Raw genomic sequence first — 23,326 nt, forward strand, 5'->3', positions numbered from 1 at the left:
TCTAACCACGAAAAAATATATTTGGGTATCTTAATAATGGAAAAGCATAATAGGAAAAGGAGGGGTTAACTTGGCGAAGATATTACTTGAGATGAAAAGTATCACCAAAATTTTCCCCGGTGTGAAAGCCCTGGATAATGTAAATCTCCAGGTTGAAGAAGGCGAAATTCACGCACTGGTAGGTGAAAATGGAGCAGGTAAATCCACACTGATGAATGTACTAAGCGGAGTTTATCCGTATGGAACCTACACAGGCGATATTATATATGACGGCAAAGTGTGTGAGTTCAATGATATTAAGGATAGCGAAGGAAAAGGAATCGTTATCATTCATCAGGAGCTTGCACTTATTCCATATATGACAATTGCAGAGAATATGTTCCTTGGAAATGAAAGAGGAACAAAGTTCAGAATCAACTGGAATGAGACCAGTGATCTGGCACGTGAATATCTTGATATTGTCGGATTAAAGGACAGTACGGAAACTCTTATCAAGGATATCGGTGTTGGTAAGCAGCAGCTGGTAGAGATAGCAAAGGCACTTTCAAAGAATGCGAGACTTCTCATACTGGATGAGCCCACATCATCGCTTAATGAAACTGATTCAAAAGCATTGCTGGATCTTTTGTTGAAGCTTAAGAAAGAGCGTGGACTTACATCTATCATTATTTCTCATAAGTTGAACGAGATTTCTTATGTTGCAGATAAGATAACGGTTATCCGAGATGGTTCAACAATTGAGACCATGACAAAAGGTATTGATGATTTCTCAGAATCAAGAATAATCAAGGGAATGGTTGGCCGTGAGCTTTCAGACCGTTTCCCCAAGAGAGAACACAATATCGGCGAAGTAATGATGGAGGTAAAGAATTGGAATGTTTACCATCCATTATATAAGGATAGAAAAGTCGTAAAGGATGTCAACATCAACGTTAGAAAAGGTGAGGTTGTTGGTATCTCAGGACTTATGGGAGCGGGAAGAACAGAACTTGCCATGAGTATTTTCGGAAAGAGCTATGGCGAAAACATTTCAGGTCAGCTCCTTATAAATGGAGAAGAGGTTAATCTTAAGAACGTACAGAGCGCCATAAAGCATGGACTTGCTTATGTAACAGAGGATAGAAAGGGTAATGGTCTTATCCTTACCAATCCCATAAAGATCAATACAACTCTTGCCAATTTGGAAGAGGTAAGCCACAGAAAAGTAATAAACAAGGATAAAGAGTATCAGGTAGCTGTGGATTATAAGAAAAAGCTCAACACTAAAGCTCCTACAGTTGAGCAGAATGTCGGAAATCTTTCCGGTGGTAACCAGCAGAAGGTACTGCTTGCAAAGTGGATGTTCGCAGACCCGGAAATTCTGATACTTGATGAGCCTACAAGAGGTATTGACGTAGGTGCTAAATACGAGATTTATTGCATTATTAACCAGCTGGTATCTGAGGGTAAATCAGTGATCATGATTTCCTCTGAGTTGCCTGAGATTCTTGGAATGTGCGACAGAATTTATGTCATGAACGAAGGCAGAATGGTCGGGGAACTTGATGGTAAAGATGCAACTCAGGAAAAAATTATGACTTATATCTTACAGTCAGCCGGAAATAAGGAGGTTAAACATGAGTAAGAATCAGATACTTGGCTTTTTAAAGAAAAACACCATGATAATTGTACTTATCATAGTTGTTGCTTTCTTTTCTTGGAGAACAGGCGGAGCTATCCTTCTGCCGATGAATGTTAGTAACTTGATTTCACAGAACGCTTACGTGTTTGTTCTTGCAACAGGTATGCTGCTTTGTATATTGACCGGTGGTAACATCGATCTTTCAGTTGGTTCAGTTGTCTGCTTCGTAGGTGCTGTCGGAGCGATTTTGATGGTCAACTTAAATGTACCAATCTGGATCGCAATAATCGTAATGATCATCATCGGAACAGCAATCGGTGCATTCCAGGGATTCTGGATTGCATTCGTAAGAATTCCTCCTTTCATCGTAACACTGGCAGGAATGCTTGTTTTCAGAGGACTTTCAAACGTAGTACTTAACGGGCTTACAGTTTCAATCAAGGATAAGACATTCTTCGTAAACCTCTTTGGTGGTGGTGCTGACTGTTATGTTAAAGATTTCATTGGTAACGGAACTCTTAACCTTACCTGCTTCTTTGCAGGTCTTGTTGCAACTGCTCTTTTCATTATGATTCAGGTTAGCAATCGTATGAAGAGAACAAGAAAGAACTATGAGGTTGAGATGTTTGGTGCATTTATTGCAAAGCTTGTTGCAATCTCAGCAGTTATTGTTGTCTTTTCCTACAAGCTTGCTCAGCACAAGGGTATTCCTACAGTACTTATCTGGGTTCTTGTTGTAGTTCTTGTTTATGGCTACATCACAAGCAACACAACAGTAGGTCGTTATTTCTACGCAGTTGGTGGAAATGAAAAGGCTACAAAGCTTTCAGGTATCAACACAAACAAGGTTTACTTCCTTGCTTATACAAATATGGGATTTCTTGCAGCCCTTGCAGGAATGATCACAATTGCAAGACTTACATCTGCACAGCCCACATATGGACAGAACTACGAGATGGACGCTATCGGTTCCTGCTTTATCGGTGGAGCTTCTGCCTACGGTGGAATCGGAACTGTTCCCGGAGTTATCGTTGGTGCGGTTCTTATGGGTGTTATCAACCTTGGTATGTCACTTATGGGTGTCGATGCAAACATGCAGAAGGTGGTAAAGGGTATCGTTCTTCTGGCAGCAGTTATCTTTGATGTTGTTTCCAAGCGCGGCGGAAAGATGATCGTAAAGAACTGATATTAATTAGAAGATAGTGCTAAAGGTTCATTACACGATTATGCCTGTAAATTTGCATTATAATATGGTTTAATTGCAGAAAGCTGTTACATACGGATAGGTGTAACAGCTTTCTTTATTTTCTTTTTACTATTCCGAATATTGTTATGTGGTAGAATAAACATAGATTTCTTATGTGCAAGTAATGAATCCCTGAATTATTGGATTTATAGTTAAATCAGGAGGCAGGCTAATGAATCCGGAAAAATCTACCTATGAGAAATACAAAATAATAGCTCAGTCAGTAGAGAACCCTTGTGCCATTATCTCAGTAACCAGAAATGACGATGGTGAACTTGAAGAGATCAGACTTTTTGCTACTAATGAAAAGTTCAGTATGACAGGTGAAGACGTGGAGGGAGAACTCTATACAAAGTACATCCCTAAAGAACCTGAGTTTGAAGACATGTGCTACAGGGTAGCTTTCAAAGGAGAGAAATATCATACCTATGTGAATACTACAAAGATGCTTGGAGCATGGTCAGAGAATCTTCTTTTGCCTTTAAAGCCTGAGGAAGATGGCAAAACCGGATATTGTCAGTTTATATATGAGCTTACAAAGGAGATGGATGCCGGCAAATTTTCAACAATTTCGCCAACTATAGCCGGATTTGTTATAAAGAGCTGCCTTGAACTTAGAAATGACAATGATTTTAAGACAAATCTAAAGCAGGTAATTGACAGCATCAGGGAGTATACAAGAGCGTCATCTGCCTGTGTAATTTCTATAAATCCTGATAAGGAAGAGGCTGAAATAATAAGTCAAAGCAGTAATAATGATATTTTTGCAGCAGGTCACTTTGCTATGACAGTACCATACAGTATAGCTGATGAATGGGCAGAGCTTATAGGTGAGAGTGACTGCTTTATTATGAGGAATAAGGATGATTTTGAGAGAATAGAGGAGACTATGCCGGAGTGGGCCAATAAGCTAAGGCTTGAGAATACCACCAGCCTTTGTCTTATGCCTTTATTACAGAGAAAGAGAGTTTTGGGTTATATTTTATTATCTGATTTCAATGTGGATAATGCCCTTACAATTAAAGAAACTTTGGAAATACTTTCACTTTTCCTGTCCTCCGAAATGGCAAATAATCAATTCATAAACCGTCTGGAATGGCTCACTAGTGTGGATATGAGAACGGGTGTAAGAAACCGTGCCGCCATGAACAGAGTGGTTGATGAATATGCAGAGCAGCTAAAGTGGGTAAAGAGTCCCTTCGGTGTGGCATTTTTCAAGATGAACGGACTTAAGGCTCTGAATGATAATCACGGCCATGACGCCGGGAACAAAGCTCTTGAGGAAGCAGGAGAGATTTTACTTGATGTTTTTGATGAAACAGAAGTGTTCAGATCAGGCGGTGAAGAATTTGCAGTTATATGTGAAAATGCCTGTGAGAAGGATTTTATAGAAAAGATAGAGAAGGTCAGAGAAAGGGGAAGTAATCCAGAAGGAGTTTATTTTGCGATAGGCTATTCCTTTGATAACACTGAAGGAGACTTAAGGAAAGCTCTCAGACTGGCAAATAAACAGACACTTGAGGAAAAAGAAGCATTCTTTGAAAAGTATCCTGAAAAAAGAAGAGGTTGAATATTTTATGACGCACCGGGCATTCAAGCCCGGTGTTTTTTTGAGCAAAAGTACTTAAAGGGTTTCTTTACGAGCTTTTGCCTGGCTAAGCACTATATATAAAAATTCCTCTGTAAATAAGGAAAAATATTTGATTTTCACTAATTTGCATAGAATTTTCAAGAACGAGAGAAGAATTCTCTATGTTTTATGAAAACTTGTACTGATAAAATATCCACTGTAAACAAAAACATGTGCACTTTGACGAATGGATGCACAAATGTATAGGAGGACACAATAATTATGAAAAAGAAAATAGTAAGTCTTTTGACAGTGGCAACACTTTCAATGTCAATGCTTGCAGGCTGCTCATCAGCATCAAACACAGCTGACAACGCAGCAAGTACAGCTTCATCAGCTGCAGAGGAAGTAGCTGATACAGCAGAAGAAGTTGCTGATGCAGTTGAGGAAACAGCAGAAGAGGTTGTAAACGCAGCAAGCGGCGACCTGGCAGATAAGAAGGTTGGTGTATGTATTTATCAGTTCTCTGATAACTTCATGACACTTTTCAGAAACGAACTTCAGAGCTACCTCGTAGCACAGGGCTTTACAGCTGACAACATCACAATCGTTGATGGTGCTAACGATCAGGCAACTCAGACAAACCAGATTCAGAACTTTATCACAAGTGGTGTTGACGTACTTATCATCAACCCTGTTAACTCTTCATCAGCTGCAACAATTACAGACCTTGTAGTTGGCGCTAACATCCCGCTCGTTTATATCAACCGTGAGCCCGATGCAGACGAAGAGCAGAGATGGGAAGATAACAACTGGAACGTATGCTATGTAGGATGTGATGCTCGTCAGTCCGGTACATACCAGGGTGAGATCATCGTTGATCTTGGTCTTGACACAGTTGATCTTAACAAGGATGGCAAGGTTCAGTACATCATGATCGAAGGTGACCCGGAGAACGTAGATGCTCAGTATCGTACAGAGTTCTCAATCAAGGCTCTTGAGGATGCAGGCCTTGAAGTTGAGTGCCTTGATGACGAGGTAGGTAACTGGGATCAGGCTACTGCTCAGCAGCTTGTTGCTAACGCACTTTCAGCTCATCCTGAGACAGAAGTTGTATTCTGCAACAACGATGCTATGGCACTTGGTGCTCTTCAGTCAATCCAGGCTGCTAACAGAACAGTTGGTTCTGATATCTATCTTGTAGGTGTTGATGCTCTTTCAGAGGCACTTGAGGATGTTATCGCAGGAACAATGACAGGTACAGTATTCAACGATCACTTCTCACAGTCACATAGCGCAGCAGATGCAGCTATCAACTACCTTACAGGTGGTACAAATGATCGTTACATCGGATGTGACTATGTAAAGGTTACAGCTGACAACGCTCAGGAGATTCTTGACGCTGTTAAGTAATCACTTAGCGAGGTATTTTTAAGCGAATACAACTACTTAGTTAAAACTTTTATGGTGCGGATGCACAGGATGTATCCGCACCATTTACATGAAGAACGGATTTTGTAAAAGAATATAGCGAAAGATTTACTTGAGCAAAGCACTTGGCAGGATTATCTGTTATTTAGTGCAAACCATTGAGGCCACCCGGCAAGGGATCATGCTGGCCGGTGGAGGTTATGAAGGCTATTTAATCGTTAATTTAGGAGGGATTATGGCATCAGAATACAAATTGGAATTGAGGGGTGTATCCAAGTCATTTCCCGGCGTTAAGGCACTTGATAACGTACAGTTATCAATTCGTCCCGGAACTGTTCATGCACTTATGGGTGAAAACGGTGCCGGAAAATCCACGCTTATGAAATGTTTGTTCGGAATCTATAAGATGGATGCCGGTGAGGTGCTTATAGATGGACAGAAAGTAATTATAAATAATCCTGATGAGGCTATGAAAATGGGAATAGCCATGGTGCATCAGGAATTGCAGCCGATACCTGCAAGAAGTGTCGGTGAAAACATGTACCTTGGAAGGTTCCCTGTTAAGAAAATAGGACCTATTCAGGTGATTGATCATAAAACAATGTACGAAGAAACAGAGAAGTGGCTGAATGAAGTTGATATGCATTTCGACCCTAAGGCAATGCTTTCTACTTTATCAATCGGACAGATGCAGTCAGTGGAAATTGCGAAAGCTGTTTCTCACGATGCAAAGGTAATCATCTTCGATGAGCCAACATCTTCTCTTTCAGATAATGAAGTTGAAACACTTTTCAAGATTATGGAAAAACTCAGAAGCAGAGGAGTTGCCATGATCTACATCTCCCATAAGATGGATGAGATCAAGCGCATAGCTGATGACATCACAATCATGCGAGATGGAACATATATCGGAACATGGCCTGCAGCCGAGATGTCAATGGATGACATTATTGCCAAGATGGTAGGACGTGAGCTGACAAACATCTATCCGCCTAAGGACAGAGAATTCGGTGAAGTTATCATGGAAGTTGATGGATTATCTTCAATCCATGCAAGATCATTCCAGAATGTGTCCTTTAAGCTCAGAAAGGGTGAAATCCTTGGATTTGGCGGTCTGGTAGGTGCACAGAGAACAGAACTCATGGAAGGTATCTTTGGAATAAGAAATATTTCAAAGGGAGAAATTAAGATTCATGGCAAAAAGGTTGATATTAAAACCTCGAGAGATGCCATGAAGGCCGGAATAGGAATGATAACAGAAGATAGAAGAGCCAGAGGTATTTTCGGATGTCTTTCCATAAAGGATAACGTTGGCGTATCTGTTTATAACAAATTCCTTCAGGCAGGATTTGTACTTGATCATGCGAGAATCAACAAGGTTGTTGATGACAGCATTAACAAGCTCAGAATTAAGACACCAAACATGCAGGAGCACATTGCAAACCTTTCAGGTGGTAACCAGCAGAAAGTTATCATATCAAGATGGCTGGCAAATGATCCCGATATCCTTATAATGGATGAACCTACAAGAGGTATCGATATCGGTGCTAAGCATGAAATATATGAAATAATGACAGATCTTGCAAAGCAGGGTAAGGCAATCATCATGATTTCCTCTGAAATGCCGGAACTTCTCGGAATGAGCGACCGCGTGATTGTAATGTGTAACGGCAAGAAGACTGGAGAGATCGATAATGAGGCAGATATGACTCAGGAAAAAGTAATGAGTTACGCAACACAGTTCAACTGATTCCTTGAAGAGGTTATTTCAAGCTTTTTAGGATAAAAAAGGAGATAAAAATGGAAAAGACAAAGCAGCAGAAAATGAGAGATTTTCTGATAAATAACGGAGTTATCATTGTTATGTTTATCCTGGTTATATATACAGGTTTTACAAACAAGAACTTTATCACACCCGGTAACTTCTTAAATATTCTTACAAACATGGCACCCAGACTTGTAATCGCACTTGGTATTGCAGGATGCGTTATTACAGCAGGTTGTGACCTTTCAGCAGGTCGTATGATCGGTTTTGCAGCATGTATCGCAGGTACACTTCTTCAGAAGCTGGATTATTCAGGAAAATTCTTCCCTGACATGAAGCCTTTGAATGTATTTGTTGTTCTTCTCATTGTACTTGCAATTACAGGATTCTTTGGAGCAATCACAGGATTCTTTATCGCATTCCTTCACGTTCCGCCATTCATCGCAACACTTGCTATGATGGAAATCGTTTATGGTCTTGCTCTTATCTATACAAATGCAACACCTCTTGGTGGATATGTAAAGCAGTACACAGATATTGCAACAGGTAATATCTTCGGAATAAGCTATCTGGTAATTATTGCTATTTTAGTTGCAGCTATCACATGGTTCATATTCAACATGACCCGTCATGGTAAATATATGTATGCAATCGGTGGAAATCCGCAGGCAGCAGAGGTTGCCGGTGTTCCGGTTAAGCTTACAATGGTACTCATCTACATGAAGGCAGCTATGATGTATGGTCTTGCAGGTTTCATGCTCGGTGCAAAGGCCGGTGGTGCATCTGTTAACCTTGGTTACGGTTATGAGATGGAAGCTATCGCAGCCTGCACAATCGGTGGTGTATCAGTTACAGGTGGACGTGGTAAGGTTTCAAGTGCTATCATCGGTGTAGCAGTATTCGAACTCTTAAAGGCTGCTCTTCAGTACCTTGGAGTAAATGCAAACGCACAGTACATCGCAATCGGTATTGTTATCTTCGTGGCTATTTCACTTGATATCAGAAAGTACGTTGCTAAGAAATAATTTAATTAAGATATTTGCCTGTAGATGCAATATTTGTATTGACCTGACACGGGCATAAATGAAATAATAAAGAACATTGAAAATGGGGTGAGGTCTTCTTATATAGAAGAAATCGTCCCATTTTCTTTTTATAATTAGCAGAGTACTTGACGGAACTTGCTAAAATATAGATGTAATGAAAATAAAGAGAGTGACATATGGACTTTAATACAATTTTACAAAATTCAGGTATATCAATTTTATTATTTGTTATTTGCGCTTATTATGCCTATAAGCTTCTTGTTCTGAAGGATTACAAGTCAGTCCGCAGTAGAGAGGAAAAGCCTCCGAAGGATATTGATGGCTATTGCAGGGCAGCAGGGCTGATAGTTGTGTTTTTTGGAATTTCCACACTTGTGATGGCAGGACTTGTTTTATTTAGTCCTTTGGCCGGACTTGTGCAGATTATAATCTGCACCGCAATAATGGCAGTTATGTGGAAAAAGGTAACAGATAAGTATGTTTAGATTTTCGTTTTTTTCTTTAGAAAAACGAAAATCGTATTGAGATGATTCATACATTTGAGGAAGTGATCAAATGAAATATTCCGTATTGCTTGTGGATGATGAGGAAGAGGTTACACAAGCCATAAAAAGAAAACTTAATTGGGATGAAATGGGATTTGAGGATCCGTTATACGCAAGGAATGGTCTTGAAGCTCTTGAAGCTGCGGAGCTTCGCACACCTGATGTGGTAATGACAGATATACAGATGCCTTACATGACAGGACTTGAGCTTGCTAAACGGTTGAAGGAACTTTATCCCGGAATACGTATCATCATTTTTTCAGGCTATGATGAATTCGAATATGCCAAAGAAGCAATAAGACTTGAGGCCGAGGAATATATACTAAAACCCATCGATGCAGGTGAGCTCAAAAGTGTATTTGAGAGAATTCATGAATCTCTTGATAAAGAGCGTGATGAGAGGCAGAACCTGGAAAAGCTGACCAATTATTACATGGAATCACTGCCGCTTTTGCAGGAAGATTTTTTTGCAGCTCTTCTTGACGGTAAGGTTGAGGAAAAAAGGATACCGAAATACCTTGAGGATTATCAGATAAAATTGGAAGGGCCTTTTTACTGTGTTGCAATACTTCATATCAGTACCGGAGACCTGCCTGAGGGCGTAAGTCATGTTCTGTTATCCTTGTCAGTCAGGAGACTGGCAGAAGAGAGAATAGATGCAGCCTATAATGCAAGGCTATTTTCATACCGTGGGAGCACTGTACTGATAGCCCAGATAACTTCCACCGATTCCAAGAATAAATTTACCGATGATATGGACAGATTCTGCAGACTTGCCAAGACCGTTTGTAAAGCCAATGTCACAGTAGGAATCGGAGAAATTGTGGGAAGCATCGAGAACCTTAAGGAATCCTATAACGGAGCTAAGGATGCTGTGGCATACAGGGTGCTTTACGGAACCACAAAGGCTATCAATATATCTGAGATTGCACCGCCTGCCGTAAAACAAAGTAAAGCAGAGGATATGGACCTCCATGAGATATTTAAGAAGATCAAAATGGAGGATGAGACCGCCCTTATTAAGTCAGTAGAGGATTATATTGAAGGCGGAACTTCGGCTGACATGTCGGTTTCGGAGTATAAATTCTTCGTGCTGGAAATGATAAGCGAGATTTATCGTTTTATGCGTGGTAATCAGCTTGAAATCGAGACGGTATTTAATCTTGAAGAAGACGTATATGATGTGGTTTCACAGCTTGAAAAAACGCAGCTTTGTGAATGGCTCAAGGAAACCTGCGTAAAGCTTCAGAATCTGCTTCGGGAAAAGCGTACCGACACCACAAAGTCCTTTGTAAAAAAAGCGATAGAATACGTGAATGATCATTATGCTGATCAGGATCTGTCAGTGGACAGAGTCTGCATGGAACTTTCAGTAAGCAGTGCTTATTTTTCCACTGTGTTTAAGAAAGAGACAGGTAAGACCTTTGTTACTTATCTCACGGATTATCGCATGGAGAAAGCACTTCAGCTACTTATAGAAAAAGACGAAAAGACCTACGTAATTGCTCAGCAGGTCGGTTATGGAGACCCCAACTATTTTAGCTATGTTTTCAAAAAACAATTCGGAACATCGCCATCTAAATACAAACAGGGATTATCTTAAAAAATATCTGCTTAAGTTATATCCCCGCACAATACAGAGCATCATCCTGATATCCTTCACATTGGTATCATCAGTTTGTATGCTCTTTTTGGGGATGTCCATGTATCAGAGATTTGAGGGAAGATCCCGGCAGATGATGACGGATAATTCACTGCTTATGCTCTCAAGGACCACGGACAGTATCGAGGATTACCTTAGAAGAATGCGAAGGATTTCCGATGCCATGTACTATGACATCATTAAGGATATGGATTTTGAAAGCGAGGACCTTTCATCTGAGATAAATCTTTTGTATGAAGCAAATAAGGATAATCTGGTGAGTTTTGCCCTTTTTGCAAGTAATGGCGATCTCATCAGTGCAGCGCCTATAGCCTTGCAAAAAGAAATGGCAAATGTCACGGAACAAAACTGGTTTACTACTGCGTTCAACAAAATGGAAAATCTCCATTTTTCAACGCCCCATGTTCAGAACCTTTTCATGGATGAAACGGATTATCGTTATCACTGGGTTATATCTCTTAGTCGTGCGGTTGACCTGAACTATGGCGGAAAACCGAGGATGGGTGTCCTTTTGGTGGACATGAATTATGAGACCATACAGCAGATGCTTGAAGGTGTAAATCAGGCGAATTCATCACAGTATGTATATCTCATAACAGGTAACGGACAGCTTATTTACCATCCCAAAGCTGAACAGATCTCTTTGGGAATTCATGATGAGAACTTTGCTCAGGCAGCAGGCTATGATGACGGAGTATATGAAGAGAGCTTCGAGGGTGAAAAGCGAATAGTTGTGGTCGATACTGTAAGCTACACCGGATGGAAGCTTGTAAGCGTAACTCCTGTAAGAAATTTCTACCTTGGCATGAAAAGTACCAGATATTTCGTTATTCTGGTTGCTGCACTTACCGGCCTTGCCATGATCATAATGAATCAGCTTGTTACCTGGAGAGTTACAGAGCCTCTTTTAAAGCTAAATGAATCCATTAAAAACATGGAAGCGGGGAATTCTGATTCTGCAATATATATTGGCGGAACATATGAGGTTGAACACCTGGGAAAAACCCTACAGCGTTCGCTTGATGAGATAAACAGGCTGATGAAGGACATAGTCATAGAGCAGGAGGAAAAGAGGAAGAGTGAGCTTGATGCTTTGCAATCTCAGATAAATCCGCACTTTTTATATAACACACTTGATTCTATAGTCTGGATGATCGAGGGAGAACATTACGAGGAAGCGGTTTTCATGATAACCCAGCTTGCAAGTCTGTTCAGGGTGTCTCTAAGTAAGGGGCGCACTATTATTCCTATTGAGGATGAGCTTCGTCATGCAGAAAATTATATGAACATACAAAAGGTAAGATTTAAAAATGCCTTTGTAATGAACTATGAAATAGATCCGGAGATTAAGGGATGTCTCACAGTTAAGCTTATTGTTCAGCCTATTCTGGAAAATGCGATTTACTACGGAGTAAAGAACATGGACGAGGATGGAGAGATAACTCTTAAGGGATATCGTAAGGATGATGATATTTTCATAGAAGTAATAGATAACGGCTATGGAATTCCTTCTGAAAAGCTGCCATATCTTCTGACTGAAGACAAGAGAGCCAGCAAGAACGGCTCAGGTGTCGGACTTATAAACGTTCATAAGAGAATTCAGCTCAGATTTGGTGATAGCTATGGTCTTCATATTGAAAGTGAACCTGATGAAGGGACAAAGGTGACAATACATCTTCCGGCAATACCCGCTACAGAGGAAAACAGAGAGATGCTGGAGAAGGGAGGCCTGCGCTATGAATAAGAACAGGCACTTGTTTTTTATAGGTGTCACGATACTTCTGGTGCTTGGAATCATAGTTTCTGCATACTCTCTGGTAGGTGGTTCCTCTGAGGATGATGTTTATAATATTTCCGTGGTGGTGGAAAACAGCCAGAGCGAGAAGTGGACATCATTTATAGCCGGGGCAGAGAGCGCTGCAGCGGATTACAATGCAATTATTGATCTTGTGACAACCTCTGAATTTGAAAATGGTGATGATGAGTTTTCAGTTATAGATGATCAGATAATCAATGGTGCCAATGCGGTTGTGACAGAGCTTGTATCCAGTGAAGGCACGGCAGAATCAATAAAAGACATAAGCGGAAAAGCGGTTCTTGCCCTTACAGGGACAGATGCCCAGACTGATGTTGATATTGAGGGTAAGTTTGCCACTATTGCACCGGATAATTATCAGATAGGAAGAGCCTTGGGCAATGAGGTGCTGTTAAGACATCAGACCGGACTATCAGAGAAAAGGATAGGTATTATCTGCAATAGAATTACGACTAATGCAGCAAAGGAGAGGCTCAACGGACTTTTTGATGTACTTAGGGTCAAAAAGGCCACTGCGGTTTGGTGCATTATTCTTGATAAAAAAGCTGATGCAGATAAAGAGCCGGGTAACTATGAGGAAAGTGAAAACTCCGGCCAGACTGGCAGGGATTTTTTACAGTCATTTGGACTCTCCGGTGAGAATATCATTGAAAACACTCTGCCGGAAGAAAACGGATATCTTGTTAAGGAAACTTATAAGGAAAAGCCGGTAGATATCCTTGTTGCGCTGGATGATGAGAGCCTTCAGACATCTGCGGAGTTTTTTGCTGAAATAGAAAATGCCTTCAAAACAAAATCAACAGCCTATAAATATGAGACAGATAAGGACGGAAAACTAATAAGACCTATAGAGATATATGGAGAAGGAACATCACTTAGAAATATCTCATACCTGGATAGGGGAAAAATTGTGAGCATGATAGTTCCAAACGAGTTTCGAATGGGATATGTTGCAGTTGAGAAGGCTGTAGCGAAGCTGGAACACAAACTATCTCCCATGGAGGATGAGACTGTAGAATACCGAGTTATCAATCAGGAGAGTGTTTTTAAAGATGACAATCAGAAATACCTTTTTACAACAATGCAATAGATTCCGTTTTTTTGTCCGGATTCTTGTTTTGCTAGTGTTATCTGTTTCACTTACAGGGTGTGCCAGAACACAATCCACACATAAGGAAATAAAGATAGGAGTATGCGCCTATGATCAGTATGATACCTTTCTTACGCAGCTTATAGATTGTTTTGATGAAAATGTTGAGGACGGAGTAAGTGTTGAGTATGCCTATGCTTCCCAGAGTCAGATAACGCAAAATGAGCAGGTTCGGAAAATGATCGAAAAGGGCGTTGATGTACTCTGTGTGAACCTTGTGGACAGGACTGCTCCCAACACCATAATCGATCTTGGTAAGAAAAATGATGTTCCGATAATTTTCTTCAACAGAGAGTTGGTGGAAGAGGACATTACACAGTGGCCAAAGCTGTATTACGTGGGTGCTGATGCCTTTGAGTCAGGAATAATGCAGGGAGAACTGGCTGCCAACATGATAAGAAGAGAGTCATTAAATGCTGATAAAAATGGAGACGGAAAGATTCAGTATGTAGTCCTTGAGGGAGAAGCAGGGCACCAGGATTCCATAGTAAGGACAGAGTATTCGGTAAAAACGCTGGTTGACGAAGGAATAGATGTTGATAAGGTGGGCTATGCCATAGCAAATTGGAACAGAGCCCAGGCCCAGACTAAGATGGCTCAGCTTATTGAACGAAATGACGAGGCCATAGAGCTTGTACTTGCTAACAATGATGATATGGCCCTTGGTGCGGTTGATGCCTATAATAGTGCAAAGATCTCTGCTGTAGACAGACCGATCATAATTGGAATTGATGGAACAGATGTGGGACTTGAAGCTGTAGTTAATAAGACCATTGCAGGTACAATTTACAATGATAAGGAAGGTCAGGCTAAAGCCATGTATGATCTTTCCATATTGCTGGCAAGGGAAGAGCCTTTAAACAGTCTTGGTATGGAGGATGGAAGATATATAAGACTTCCATATCAGAAGGTTGACGCTTCAAATGTTTTGCAGTTTATTCATAAGTAGGATTTACTTAGTTGTTTGAGGTTGTAAATCCTGAATGAAGCAGGTTTGATCCTTTGATTTAAGAAAATTCGTAAATACAGGAGTTTAGTTGTAATTAAATGATAATAGAAGTAAGAGACGATTTTGATCTTAAAAAAATCCAGATAAGTGGACAGTGTTTCCGTGTAAAGGAAGCAGGTTCCGGGATTTTTATGTTTATTACCGGTGAGCATGTTGTTTTTATAAAAGAACTCGGAGATAAAAAGTTTGAGGTGTCCTGTTCTGAAAAAGAATGGGAAGAAATCTGGACCGCATATTTTGATCTGGACAGGAGCTACGAAGATATATGCAGGAAAGAATACGGTAAGCATGATTTTACCGACAAAGCCATAGACTTTGGAAGGGGACTCAGAATTTTAAGACAGGATAAGTGGGAGATGCTGGTTTCCTTTATCATTTCTCAAAGAAAGAGCATACCTGCCATTTCAAGTGCTGTGGAAGCATTATGCAGAAAATTCGGAAGTGAAATTGATGTAACAGACGTGCATTTTGAAGAAGATGGTGAGTGGAGTACTGATGAAGCTTGTAAGGATCCCATATATTCATTCCCTACACCGGAGCAGATGGCGGGTGCCACCCTTGATGATTTTAAGGAATGCGGACTTGGATACAGAGCTCCATATGTTTATGATGCTATCAGAAAGGTTTTAAGTGGAGAGCTTGACCTTGAGGAGATTTGCAGACTGGATGATGAAGCACTTTTTGAAAAGCTTATGACGGTTCATGGGGTTGGAATAAAGGTGTCCAACTGCGTCTGCCTTTTTGCATATTCAAGAATGGGCAGAGCTCCCATCGATGTTTGGATTAAAAGGGCTATTGATGAAGAATATGGTGGCGTAGATCCATTTCCTGAATATGGAGAAAACGCAGGTATCATTCAGCAGTATATTTTTTATTATGAAAAGAATGGTGCAAAACAGTTACTGAAATGATAGCAAGTAGAAAGCTTTGTTAATATAAACAGCTATATTAGAGTTTATGAGGTGGAATGTTATGCAGAAAAATAGATACAGATGGATATGGCAAAAGCGTTTATCAGCTTTGCCTGTGATACTTTTTTATGTGGCAGCAGTTATCTGTAGCTTATTTTTGGCACCGGGGATGTCTGCCGGCGCAAAATATATTGTGGATGTGGAATCCCCTGACGGACCGCTTGGATATGGTGTTTACATCGGAGCAACAGCAGAACAGCTTCATGCTAAGCTCGATAATGACAAGGATATAGGTCTTGCGATAATAGATGCACAGTATGTTTCCTCTGAGGATATGATCTCTTTAAAATCCGGTGGAAGAAGGGTATACAGTTATCTCAATATCGGATCCATAGAGGAATTCAGGGATTATTACAGCTCTTTTTCAGACATTACACTCGCACCTTATGAAAACTGGCCCGGAGAATATTGGATAGATGTTTCAGAGGAGAAATGGCAGGATTATATCTGCGACAATATTGCGGCAGAACTGGTTCTTAAAGGAGTGGACGGATTTTTCATAGATAATTGTGATGTCTACTATATGTATAATCACAGCTGGATATATAAAGGAATCGTGAAAATCCTTACAAGACTGAAAAATACCTATAATCTTCCGATAATCATAAACGGCGGTAATGATTTCGTCACAGCCCTCCTTAATAGTGGCAACCAAAATCTCATAGACGGAGTAAATCAGGAATCGGTTTACAGCACCATTGAGGATTATGAGAAGAAAGTATTTGGTGAGCGAAAAGCCCTGGACAGAGCATTCTATGAAGAATATCTTGCAAGAGCTAAAAAAGAAGGACTTATAGTGTATATGATAGAGTACACAAGAGACATGCGGCTTGTTGAAAAGATAAAGGAATTCTGTCAGCAAAACGGCTATAAATGTTATGTTACGGATTCCCTAGCTCTGGACGGCAATGTGAAGCTTTGATATTCTGCGGAAAAGTTAATGAAACCCGCAGGAAGCAGGCTTTGCCTGATATGCCGGGGCAGTACGTTTTTGTGGTCAAAATAAAATACGAGGAAAAAATATGAGTAAATGTGTAATTGTTGGTGGGGCACTAATTGAAAATTACAGCTTTGTCCGTGGTCATATAAAGAAGGATGACTTTGTCATTTACTGTGACTGTGGGCTTTTGCATATGGAAAAGCTTGGAGCCTGGCCTTCACTTATTGTTGGGGATTTTGATTCCCATGAGAATCCGCATCTTGATGTGGAGACCATAACTTTACCTACTGAAAAGGATGATACGGATACGGTCTATGCAGTAAAAGAAGGCATGAGCCGAGGTTTTACTGACTTTCTCATAGTCGGAGCCCTTGGAAAAAGGTTTGATCATACCCTGGGAAATCTTGCGATTTTAATGATGCTTGAATCCAAAGGGTTAACGGGAATGATAGTTGATGATTATTCAGAGATAGTTGTGATATCTGGAAGGGAGAACACAACATATAAAGTTTCAGATGATTGTAAATATTTCTCAATCCTTGCAGCAGGAGGGGATGCAGGCGGAGTTACCATAAAGAATGCAAAATACAATATTACCGATGCAGATATTATTACGGATTTTCCTCTTGGAGTTTCAAACGAAGTACCCAAGGGCAATACTGCTGAGATAAGCATTAGAGAAGGCAGAGCTTTTCTGATTAAAGTTTATACAGAGTAGAAGAATCTATATGTACAGAAAATCATGGGGAATATGTATAATTATTAGGGTAAAAAAAACTTCTAAAATCTCACAAAATTACATGGTCAGAAATACTTATAATTAAGAGAGGGCATACGATGATTTTTCTAAATGACAAAGGCGTTCTTATAGCAAAAAGACAGGGTGAGACTCTTAGAATTGAGAGCTGGGGCAAAAATGCCCTGAGAGTCCGCACTACTATGTATCCTGAATTTACAGGAAGAAACTGGGCTCTTACAGAAGAAGTTAATAAGGATCAGGATGGCGCTAAGACCATTATCAGCATTACACAAAGGGAGGATGGCCCTTTTGCTGAGATAACAAATGGCAGAGTAAAGGCAACCGTGAACTTTGCCGGTGTCATCACCTATTATAAGGATGACAAAATGTTCCTTAGAGAGTACTTCCGCTGCTATGGCGGCACAGAGTCAAAGGAATCAAGATGCCTTAAATATATAAACAGAGATTACAGACCTCATGTTGGAGGAGATTACCGCATTACACAGAAATTCGAAAGTAATGATGGCGAGAAAATCTTCGGAATGGGTCAGTATCAGCATGCATACACAGATCTTAAGGGATGTATCCTGGATCTTGAGCAGAGGAATTCACAGGTTTCAATTCCTTTTGCCGTATCAAGCCTTGGCTACGGATTTTTATGGAATAATCCCGCTGTTGGACGTGCTGCTTTCGGTAATAACTACACAGAGTGGGTTGCAGAGTCAACAAAGGAACTTGATTATTGGATCACTGTTGCAGATACACCCAGAGAAATCGTTGAGAATTATACAGAGGTTACAGGACGTTCTCCTGAGATGCCTGATGATCTTCTTGGTCTTTGGCAGTGCAAGCTTCGCTACCGTACACAGGAGGAGGTACTTAAGGTTGCTCATGATTGCAAGGAGCACGGAGTTCCGATCGACTGCATCGTAATCGACTTCTTCCACTGGACAGTACAGGGCGACTGGAAATTTGACAAGACCTACTGGCCGGATCCCAAGGCAATGGTGGATGAACTTCACAGCATGGGAATCAAGGTTGTTGTTTCAGTATGGCCCACCGTTGATAAGAGAAGTGAGCACTTCTACGACATGCTGGAGAGAGGCCTTCTTGTGAAAAATGAGAGAGGCGGACTTCAGAACTATGACTTCGAGGGTGACTGCACTGTTTTCGATGCTACAAACCCTGAAGCCAGAGAGTATGTATGGGACGTTTGCAAGAAGAACTACTATGATCTTGGAATCGATATGTTCTGGCTTGATAACTCAGAGCCTGATCTTGTGAAGTATGATTTTGATTCACTCAGATATTACATGGGACCTGCTCTTGAAGTAAGTAATATATATCCTCAGTTCTACAGCCGTGTGTTCTATGATCACATGACAAAGCTTCAGGATAAACCTGTAGTCAGCCTTCTTCGTTCTGCATGGGCAGGAAGCCAGAAGTATGGAAATGTTGTATGGTCAGGTGATGTGCCAAGTACATTTGAAGCACTTCGCGATCAGGTGGCAGCAGGACTGAACATGGGACTTGCAGGAATATCCTGGTGGACTACTGATATCGGAGGATTCATGACAGATGATGTAAATGATCCTGATTTCAGACAGCTTCTTATCAGATGGTATGAGTTTGCGGTATTTTCACCGATTCTCAGAATCCACGGAGACCGCGGACCTTACAATATTCCTCCGCTTGATAACAGAAGTTTTGGCGGCGGTTACCTCCACACAGGTCAGGACAATGAGCTTTGGAGCTACGGTGAGGACAACTTCAAGATCATGAAGGATCAGTTAAACCTTCGCCATGAGTTAAAGCCTTACATCAAAACTCTTTATGAGGAGACTAGTAAGAACGGTTCACCTATCTTAAGAACACTCTTCTACGAGTTCCCTGAGGACAAGAAGTGCTGGGAAATCTATGATGAGTACATGTTTGGTGATAAATATCTTGTTGCTCCAATCCTTGAGCTCAATCAGTTTGAGAGAGAGGTTTATCTCCCTGAAGGAAAATGGGAAGACATTCGTGACAACAAGGTTTATGAAGGCGGTCAGACCATTAAGGCAGCTGCTCCCATCGAATCAATACCGGTATTTAAAAGAGTTTAATTAAAGAAAGCGATTTAATATCGCCGACAGATAATATGAAAAAATCATTAGTTGCAACAATTTCATTTCTTCTTTCAGTCTGCATCCTGACAGGGTGCAGACTTCCTTTTAGTGTAGATAACAGGACAGAAGGCGAGCACAAGTATCCTGAGTTCTTAACAATAGATGTCTATGACACCCAGGCAAATACACAGGGTCTCCAGAGAGGCTGGTTTGCCAAAATTGTTCGGGATAAGTTCAACATGCAGCTTAATATAATCTCCACAAATATAGATGACAATTCAGATGCAACCTATGAGACCATGCGTGCTTCAGGTAATCTTGGAGACATTATCATCACCAACGTAGATCATGGAAGACTCTCAGATCTTGTGAGAGAAGGTCTCGTACTGGATATGACCGGGTACCTTGAAAAATGCGATAACCTTAATAAATTTAAAGATCAGATTGCTGTCACATCAGCGTTTGCAGGCGTTGATGGAAATTGGGCGGTGCCAAGTGAAATAGCTGAATATCCTGCAACTGAGCCTTCAGAAGCGATAGAACCAACTAATGCTCCCACAATAAGATGGGATTTATATAAAAGAGCCGGCTATCCGAAGGTTAACACTTTGGAGGATTTACTTCCTGTTCTTAGAAAGATGCAGAATCTGGCAATACAGAGTGATATTGGCAGAGATGTATATGCATTTAGTCTGTTTGGCGACTGGGATGGTGCAATCATGCAGAATGCAGGAGCTTTGGCATCTCTATACGGATATGATCCCCAGGAATTTATTATGTTAAACCCTGAGACCGGTGAGATACAGGATATAACTGACAGCGACTCAATTTATTTCAAAATGCTGCATTTCCTTTTTGAAGCAAACCAAATGGGACTTGTGGATCCGGATTCTCCATATCAGAACTATGAAACCGTTGCAGCGAAATTCAGGGAAGGCGCTGTTTTGTATTCGTTCTGGCCCTGGATGGGAGAATCCTTATATAACTCAGATGAACACCTGGCAGTGGGTAAAGGCTTTGCTTCCATAGGAATAGAGGATGCAAGCTACATTTGCTGGGGTAATGATCCAAATGGTAAGCAGAGCTTTTCAATAATGGTTGGGCAGACCACCAAGGATCCCCAGAGAATGGTGGATTTTATAGACTGGCTCTACTCGGATGAAGGAACTGAGTGCTGCGGCTCTCCCACGGGAGACTTCAGGGGACCCAGATCTCTTACCTGGGAAAGCACTGAAGATGGGCCGATTCTTACGCAGTTTGGAATAGATGCCTTCATAACTATGGATGAAAATCTTGAGGTTCCGGAGGAGTTTGGCGGAGGAACCTGGAAGGAAGGCGTATCAGCCCTGAATTTCAAGCCTGTTGATATGAAGAATATCGATAGTGATGGAGTACCATTTTCCTATCAGGCCTTTGATGATTATCAGGAAAAAACTGCCAGCAGTATATCAGATGACTGGCAGAGGCATTATAAAACGGATAAGACACCGATAGAATACTTTGAGGAAAGGGAAATGATATCCGTTATTCCGGGAACAGAGTGGGCAGCAGGAGATTATCCTGAATACCTGAAAACTGTGGAGCTCCAGTGCAGACAGACCGTCAATGACTACTCCTGGAAAATGGTTTTTGCAGAGTCTGAGGAGGAATTCGAGAATTTAAAGGAGACAATGATAAGTACCCTTGTACGACTTGGCTCTGATAAGGTAGTAGAAATAAACCGGGAAAATGCAAAGAATAGATATGAGATTTTAAGGAATGCCGCCGGAGGTAAGTCATGAAGCGCCATGGAAGAGTCGGCAGGCAGATGTACAGGATACTTTTGCTGACTCTTATTATTCCTATAGGTATCATCGGAACTATAGCGGCAGTCCTGCTTCTAAGACAAATGAATAACAGATATGAGGAGCAGGTGAAGGCAGATAATATTCGCGTGAAATCCATTTTATTTGATGTGACTTCAAGCCTTTACACTAATCTTGAGCCCATTGTGTCTGTTCAATCCTATCGTGACATGTTTTCACAGGTGGATTTTGATGACAATGCCAGATACCAGTATAATCAGGTGATAAATACCATTACTTCATTAAAGAGGTCCACTGCAGGAATATCCACGATAAATATTTATACCAATAATCCTGTAATTCCGACGGATAATTACATTATAAATGTAGGGACCACAGGACTTGAGGAAGCGGGAGATGTGGCAGAAGTAGCCGCAGGAAGCGGAGATATAAATGATCCTTTTTCGCGCTACGAGTGGTACAGGAAAATAGATCCTAATGCATGGGATTCATACACCTGCACTCATGTTCCGCTTAACGAGTATGAGGACGCCTTCGAACTTACTCTTGTACGGCGCTTTAATACAGGTGAATCAGAAAACAGAGCCTATGTGGTTGCCACGGTCAGTACGAATTATCTGAGGAACCGCCTTATCACAACTGACAACTACATGCTTGCATCCCTGTCCGGTGAGCCAGCTTTTTTCTCATCAGAATATGATGACAGAGAAAAGGAGATGCCGGATATAATTTCAGAAAACACAGAGAACTTTAATTATACCGGTAATATGATGCTGGATGGAAAGATGGCCCTCACCTATGTTTCCAGCTTTGTACCTTATAAGGTAGATAAAAGATTTTTCGTTCTTGTGGGAGACTATAAGGCCAGCGATTCTGTAAGGGATATTCTTAGAAGATTCATTTTTGTGATGATTCTTGCAATCGCGGGACCTGTGATATCAATAGTTTTGTATTCAAGATATTTTACAGGCAGGGTATATACCCTTAGAGAAGCGATGCACAGAGCAAGCACAGGTGACTACGATATTATCGAGAGCATAAGCGGTGATGATGAGCTTTCAGATACTTTTAATGACTTGAAACTGACTACAGAGCAGATAAGAGAAAATGAGTCAAAATATTATGAAGCCAGAATCCGTGAGCAGGAGCTTGTGAACATGCAGCAGAACATGGAATTCAAGATGCTCGCCGGTCAGATAAATCCGCATTTTCTGTATAACACCTTAGAGGCCATAAGAATGCAGGCCATAAGAGGCGGAGACAGGGATGTGGCAACCTCGGTTAAATATCTTGCAAAAATAATGCACTATGTTCTGGAAAGCACCGGCACTTCAACCTCGAAATTGTCCGATGAATTAAAGCATGTGGAGAGTTACCTTCAGATACAAAGACTTAGATTTGGAGAAAAGGTGGCGTGGAATTTTTATATATCTGATGATGTGGATACGGATAAGTACAGGATTCTGCCGCTTCTCATTCAACCTATAGTTGAAAATGCCATAAGCCATGGACTTAAGGAAATGGATAAAAACGGTCATATCAGTATTGTGGCGGAGTATGAAAACAGAAACACAAATGGGGCTTCTGATGGTGAAGCAGAGGAGAGACAGCTTATTATCACTATTAATGATGATGGCAAGGGCATGACTGAGGAAGAGGTTTTGGCTTTAAATAAATCTCTTGATGAAAAGAGGAATGACAGCGATGGAAGAGGTGCAGCCAGCATAGGACTTTACAATATCCATCAGAGGATAAAGCTTCACTATGGTGAAAACTATGGAATGACCATCCGCTCACAGGAAGGCAGAGGCACAAGCGTTGAGCTAAGACTTCCTGAGAGTTCAGAGTGAAAAAATTAGATTTTTGAATTAGTAAAAGAGCGTACAATAAAAATTTGGAAG

17 protein-coding genes are annotated in these 23,326 nt (G+C 40.9%); all 17 read left to right on the forward strand.

The genetic code is table 11. From position 1 onward, the window contains the following. Window positions 1-70: 70 nt before the first annotated feature. The 17 genes from mmsA (at window position 71) to G622_RS0107215 (ending at window position 23,275) form a co-directional block, all read left to right on the forward strand. Window positions 71-1,624 (forward strand): multiple monosaccharide ABC transporter ATP-binding protein, encoded by a 1,554-nt coding sequence (gene mmsA, locus G622_RS0107135; protein WP_026510132.1) that lies wholly within the window; start codon window positions 71-73, stop codon window positions 1,622-1,624. Then, a complete protein-coding gene (gene mmsB, locus G622_RS0107140) occupies window positions 1,617-2,807 on the forward strand; it encodes a multiple monosaccharide ABC transporter permease (RefSeq protein WP_026510133.1) in 1,191 nt (396 codons plus the stop codon). Before mmsA ends, mmsB begins: the two co-directional genes overlap by 8 nt. 232 nt (window positions 2,808-3,039) lie before the next feature. Continuing rightward, window positions 3,040-4,437: a GGDEF domain-containing protein gene (locus tag G622_RS0107145; RefSeq protein ID WP_026510134.1), complete on the forward strand. Its 1,398-nt coding sequence runs from the start codon at window positions 3,040-3,042 to the stop codon at window positions 4,435-4,437. Window positions 4,438-4,719: 282 nt separating this feature from the next. Next, entirely contained in the window at window positions 4,720-5,850 is a 1,131-nt protein-coding gene (locus G622_RS0107150) for a galactose ABC transporter substrate-binding protein (protein ID WP_026510135.1), read from the forward strand. Window positions 5,851-6,103: 253 nt separating this feature from the next. After that, a complete protein-coding gene (locus tag G622_RS0107155) occupies window positions 6,104-7,618 on the forward strand; it encodes a sugar ABC transporter ATP-binding protein (protein ID WP_026510136.1) in 1,515 nt (504 codons plus the stop codon). A gap of 50 nt (window positions 7,619-7,668) precedes the next feature. Beyond that, a complete protein-coding gene (locus G622_RS0107160; RefSeq protein WP_026510137.1) occupies window positions 7,669-8,658 on the forward strand; it encodes a galactose/methyl galactoside ABC transporter permease MglC in 990 nt (329 codons plus the stop codon). A 197-nt stretch (window positions 8,659-8,855) separates the two neighbouring features. Next, window positions 8,856-9,164: a hypothetical protein gene (locus G622_RS0107165; protein ID WP_026510138.1), complete on the forward strand. Its 309-nt coding sequence runs from the start codon at window positions 8,856-8,858 to the stop codon at window positions 9,162-9,164. Between the two features lie 70 nt (window positions 9,165-9,234). Then, the gene (locus G622_RS0107170) at window positions 9,235-10,827 is read left to right on the forward strand and encodes a response regulator (RefSeq protein WP_026510139.1); all 1,593 of its coding nucleotides are present in this window, start codon (window positions 9,235-9,237) and stop codon (window positions 10,825-10,827) included. Then, window positions 10,745-12,631, forward strand: a complete 1,887-nt coding sequence (locus G622_RS0107175; RefSeq protein ID WP_242832976.1) for a sensor histidine kinase — start codon at window positions 10,745-10,747, stop codon at window positions 12,629-12,631. Before G622_RS0107170 ends, G622_RS0107175 begins: the two co-directional genes overlap by 83 nt. Continuing rightward, on the forward strand, window positions 12,624-13,793 hold the full coding sequence (locus G622_RS0107180) for a substrate-binding domain-containing protein (RefSeq protein WP_026510141.1): 1,170 nt from the start codon (window positions 12,624-12,626) through the stop codon (window positions 13,791-13,793). The genes G622_RS0107175 and G622_RS0107180 overlap by 8 nt, the downstream gene beginning before the upstream one ends. Then, a complete protein-coding gene (locus G622_RS0107185) occupies window positions 13,756-14,802 on the forward strand; it encodes a galactose ABC transporter substrate-binding protein (RefSeq protein WP_044957286.1) in 1,047 nt (348 codons plus the stop codon). The genes G622_RS0107180 and G622_RS0107185 overlap by 38 nt, the downstream gene beginning before the upstream one ends. Before the next feature lie 98 nt (window positions 14,803-14,900). Further along, on the forward strand, window positions 14,901-15,773 hold the full coding sequence (locus G622_RS0107190; RefSeq protein ID WP_026510143.1) for a DNA-3-methyladenine glycosylase family protein: 873 nt from the start codon (window positions 14,901-14,903) through the stop codon (window positions 15,771-15,773). A 61-nt stretch (window positions 15,774-15,834) separates the two neighbouring features. Further along, the gene (locus G622_RS0107195; protein ID WP_049945733.1) at window positions 15,835-16,755 is read left to right on the forward strand and encodes an endo alpha-1,4 polygalactosaminidase; all 921 of its coding nucleotides are present in this window, start codon (window positions 15,835-15,837) and stop codon (window positions 16,753-16,755) included. Between the two features lie 100 nt (window positions 16,756-16,855). Continuing rightward, window positions 16,856-17,491 carry a thiamine diphosphokinase gene (locus tag G622_RS0107200; protein ID WP_026510145.1) on the forward strand — a complete coding sequence of 212 codons (636 nt, stop codon included), beginning with the start codon at window positions 16,856-16,858 and terminating at the stop codon, window positions 17,489-17,491. 119 nt (window positions 17,492-17,610) lie between these two features. Further along, window positions 17,611-19,617 carry a glycoside hydrolase family 31 protein gene (locus G622_RS0107205; protein WP_026510146.1) on the forward strand — a complete coding sequence of 669 codons (2,007 nt, stop codon included), beginning with the start codon at window positions 17,611-17,613 and terminating at the stop codon, window positions 19,615-19,617. A 35-nt stretch (window positions 19,618-19,652) separates the two neighbouring features. After that, entirely contained in the window at window positions 19,653-21,401 is a 1,749-nt protein-coding gene (locus G622_RS0107210; RefSeq protein WP_026510147.1) for an extracellular solute-binding protein, read from the forward strand. After that, window positions 21,398-23,275 (forward strand): sensor histidine kinase, encoded by a 1,878-nt coding sequence (locus G622_RS0107215; RefSeq protein WP_026510148.1) that lies wholly within the window; start codon window positions 21,398-21,400, stop codon window positions 23,273-23,275. Before G622_RS0107210 ends, G622_RS0107215 begins: the two co-directional genes overlap by 4 nt. Window positions 23,276-23,326 lie beyond the last annotated feature (51 nt).

It is taken from the genome of Butyrivibrio sp. LC3010 (assembly GCF_000424385.1).
Taxonomy (GTDB): domain Bacteria; phylum Bacillota; class Clostridia; order Lachnospirales; family Lachnospiraceae; genus Butyrivibrio.